The sequence below is a fragment of the Streptomyces sp. NPDC059853 genome (assembly GCF_042731495.1).
Taxonomy (GTDB): domain Bacteria; phylum Actinomycetota; class Actinomycetes; order Streptomycetales; family Streptomycetaceae; genus Streptomyces.
The window spans coordinates 1-3,834 of record NZ_JBHWJL010000399.1 but is presented as its reverse complement, the minus strand read 5'-3'; the positions used below and the strand labels follow the sequence as shown (position 1 = coordinate 3,834).

The 3,834-nt window shown below is 74.7% G+C and carries 3 protein-coding genes; 2 read left to right on the top strand and 1 reads right to left on the bottom strand.

Translation table 11 applies throughout. The features are described 5' to 3' along the window. Positions 1-10 precede the first annotated feature (10 nt). Both ACFV5N_RS25645 and ACFV5N_RS25640 read left to right on the top strand, forming a co-directional pair. Positions 11-166, top strand: coding sequence for a glycoside hydrolase family 6 protein (locus tag ACFV5N_RS25645; RefSeq protein ID WP_385604274.1), 156 nt, complete (start codon positions 11-13; stop codon positions 164-166). A 673-nt stretch (positions 167-839) separates the two neighbouring features. Beyond that, positions 840-1,880, top strand: a complete 1,041-nt coding sequence (locus tag ACFV5N_RS25640) for an NAD(P)-dependent alcohol dehydrogenase (RefSeq protein ID WP_385604271.1) — start codon at positions 840-842, stop codon at positions 1,878-1,880. Positions 1,881-1,983: 103 nt separating this feature from the next. Here ACFV5N_RS25640 and serA read toward each other — a convergent pair whose 3' ends face one another. Then, complete coding sequence (gene serA, locus ACFV5N_RS25635) at positions 1,984-3,573, bottom strand: phosphoglycerate dehydrogenase (RefSeq protein ID WP_385604268.1); 1,590 nt, start codon at positions 3,571-3,573, stop codon at positions 1,984-1,986. Positions 3,574-3,834 lie beyond the last annotated feature (261 nt).

Sequence of the window (3,834 nt, the reverse complement as noted above, 5' to 3'; positions counted from 1 at the left end):
GTGCGACCCGGTGGGCCGGCTGGTCGGCGAGAGCCCGACGGTGAACACCGGCAGCGCGCGGGTGGACGCGTATCAGTGGATCAAGCGCCCCGGTGAGCTGGACGGCTGCGCCGGGCCGGCTGGGCAGTTCTCCCCGGACTACGCGTACGAGCTGGCCGGCGGCTGAGCCCGGGCCGTAACGACGCACCGCCGGGCGCGGCCGGTGGACGGCGCTGGGCGCGGCCGGTGGACGGCGCTGGGCGCGGCTGGTGGACGGCGGCGTGCCCTGCACCGCCGCGACGGCCGTGACGGCGCCGGGGTTCGGCGCACCGGCCGCGGCCCGCTGCCACACGCCGCAGTGCAGCCGCCGCGCGACCGTCCGGTTCGGCGCCGCGGGCCGCCGCCGCTCCGGAACGCGCCGCCGTGACGCGCCGTGACGCCGCCGGGCACGCCGTCCGGCGCCGGACACCGGTCCGGTCTGGCAGCGCGCGCCGCCTCGACGCCGCACACGCATCCAGTCCACCGCCGCGCCGCAGGGCGCGGCGGCGGACGGCGGCGGGCGCTCCCGGTGGACAGCGGCGTGGCCCGCGCCGCCGTGACGCCGCACCGCTGCCGGACTCGGCGGCCCCAATCGCCCGGTGCGCCGCAATGCGGCCCGGTGCGGCCGGTGGGCGGCGGCGCCGGTGGACGGTGCCGCGCGGCACCACGACCGTCCCGCGCCGTGCGGCATCGCGGCGGGCGGGCGCCGTGGGGAACGGCAGGGGCCGCGGGGCAGTGGTGGGCTCCGGCGCGTGCGGTTGCGGGGGCGGGTGCCTCCGCCGACCGTGGGAGGGGGGCCGTGCGCAGCGAGGAGGTCCGGCATGAAAGCCGTGCAGTACCGCGAGATCGGTGCCGCGCCGGAGGTGGTCACCGTTCCCGATCCCGAGCCGGGCCCCGGGCAGGTGCTGCTGAAGGTGTCGGCGGCCGGGGTGTGCCACTCGGACATCGCGGTGATGGAGTGGCCGGCCGAGGACTTCCCCTACCGGCTGCCGCTGACCCTCGGCCACGAGGGCGCCGGGGTGGTGGCGGCGATCGGCGCGGGTGTCACCGGCATCTTCGAGGGCGATCCGGTCGCGGTGTACGGGCCGCAGGGCTGCGGGCGCTGTGCCAAGTGCGCCCAGGGCAAGGAGAACTACTGCACCCGGGCCGCCGAACTCGGGATCTTCCCGCCCGGTCTGGGCTCCCCCGGCGCCATCGCGGAGTATCTGCTGGTCGACGACGCCCGGTTCCTGGTGCCGCTGCACGGTCTGGACCCGGTGACCTCGGTGCCGCTCACGGACGCCGGCCTCACCCCGTACCACGCCATCAAGCGGTCGCTGCCGAAGCTGGTGCCCGGCAGCACCGCCGTGGTGATCGGCACCGGCGGCCTGGGGCATGTGGCGATCCAGCTGCTGCGGGCGCTGAGTCCGGCCCGGGTGGTGGCGCTGGACGTGGCGGAGCCGAAGCTGGAACTCGCCCGCGCGGTGGGCGCGCACGAGGCGCTGCTGTCGGACGAGCAGGCGCCGGAGAAGGTCAGGGAGCTGACCGGCGGCCTGGGGGCGGAGGCGGTGTTCGACTTCGTGGGGGCGCAGTCGACGGTGACGGCGGCGGGCGCCATGGCGGCGGTGGAGGCCGATGTGACGATCGTGGGCATCGCGGGCGGCGCGCTGCCGGTGGGTATCGGCACCACGGCGTTCGAGGTGACGGTGTCCGCGCCGTACTGGGGCAGCCGGGCCGAGCTGGTCGAGGTGCTGGATCTGGCCCGGGCGGGCGCCATCGACGTGGCGGTGGAGACGTACAGCCTGGATGAGGCGCCGCGGGCCTACGAGCGGCTGCACCAGGGGCAGGTCAGGGGCCGCGCGGTGATCCTGCCGAACGGCTGAGCGGGACGCGCCCGCGCGCCGGGTGCGCGGGGCACCCGGCGCGCCGGTCATCGGCCGGTCAGCCGCCCGGTCGGTCAGCGGCTGAGCCGGTCAGTCGGTCAGGTCAGTCGGTCAGGTCGACGCCGCGCGCCGAGGTGGCGCCGATCTCCTGGGCGATCTCGGTGAGCACCTGGCCGGAGACGCTCTCGTCGAGGGTGAGCGCGATCAGCGCCTCGCCGCCCTCCTCCGCGCGGGCCACCTGCATACCGGCGATGTTGATCTCCGACTCGCCGAGGATGCGGCCGAGGGTGCCGACGACGCCGGGGCGGTCGGTGTAGCGCAGGAAGGCCATGTGGTCGGCGAGGGCGAGGTCCACGGTGTGCTCGCCGATGCCGACGATCTTCTGCTGGTGCTTGGGGCCGGCCAGGGTGCCGGAGACGGACACGGTTTCCCCGCCGGTGAGGGTGCCGCGCACGGTGATCAGGTTGCGGTGGTCGGGCGACTCGGAGCTGGTGGTGAGCCGCACCTCGACGCCGCGCTCCTGGGCGAACAGCGGCGCGTTGACGTACGAGACGGTCTCGGCCACCACGTCCTCGAACACGCCCTTGAGGGCGGAGAGTTCGAGCACCTTCACATCGTGCTGGGTGATCTCGCCGCGCACCTCGACATCCAGCCGCATGGCGACCTCGCCGGCCAGCGCGGTGAAGATCCGGCCCAGCTTCTCGGCGAGCGGCAGCCCCGGGCGAACGTCCTCGGCGATCACACCGCCCTGGACGTTGACGGCGTCCGGGACGAGTTCCCCGGCGAGCGCGAGACGCACCGAACGGGCGACCGAGATGCCGGCCTTCTCCTGGGCCTCACCGGTGGAGGCGCCCAGGTGCGGGGTGCAGACCACACTGTCGAACTCGAAGAGCGGGGAGTCCGTACAGGGCTCGGTGGAGTAGACGTCGAGGCCGGCGCCGGCCACCCGGCCCTCCTTGAGGGCGGACAGCAGCGCGGCCTCGTCGACGATGCCGCCGCGGGCCGCGTTGACGATGCGCACGGTGGGCTTGACCTTGTGCAGCGCCTCGTCGCCGATCAGGCCCAGCGTCTCGGGGGTCTTGGGGAGGTGGACGGTGATGAAGTCGGCGGTCTCCAGCAGTTCGTCCAGCGGGAGCAGCTTGACGCCCATCTGCGCGGCGCGGGCGGGCTGTACGTAGGGGTCGTAGGCGACGATCTTCATGCCGAACGCGGCCATGCGCTGGGCGACCAGCACCCCGATGCGGCCCAGGCCGACGACGCCCAGGGTCTTCTCGGAGAGTTCGACGCCGGTGTATTTGCTGCGCTTCCACTCGCCGTTCTTCAGCGCGGCGTTGGCCTGCGGGATGTGCCGGGCGGTGGCCACCAGCAGGCCGCAGGCCAGCTCGGCGGCAGTGATGATGTTGGAGGTGGGGGCGTTGACGACCATCACGCCGGCCTTGGTGGCGGCGGCCACGTCGACGTTGTCCAGGCCGACGCCGGCCCGGGCGACGACGCGCAGTCGGCGGGCGGCGGCGATGGCCTCGGCGTCCACCTTGGTGGCGCTGCGGATGAGGATGGCGTCGACGTCGGCGATGGCGCTCAGCAGCTGCGCGCGGTCCGCGCCGTCACAGTGCCGGATCTCGAAGTCCGGGCCCAGCGCTTCGACGGTGGCGGGGGAAAGCTCTTCGGCGATGAGTACGACGGGCTTGCTCACTGGTCTCACTGTCCTTTGCGGAAGGCCGCGTCCCGACGGCCGGAGGCGGTGGAGGTAGGCAGCCGCGTGGAGACGCACGACGCTGTGAGCCTGTGACGCGCTTGTGTGCTGGGGGCAGTCTATGCGGCGCGGTGCCGGTGCGGGGCGGGTTCCCCGCAGCGGCCGCTCGATCGAGCGAATCCCCGCGGACGGGGCGTGGTGCGGTACGACGGAGGGGGAACGGGGCGGGCCGCGGCGGGGTCGGGGTACGACCTCCGCCGC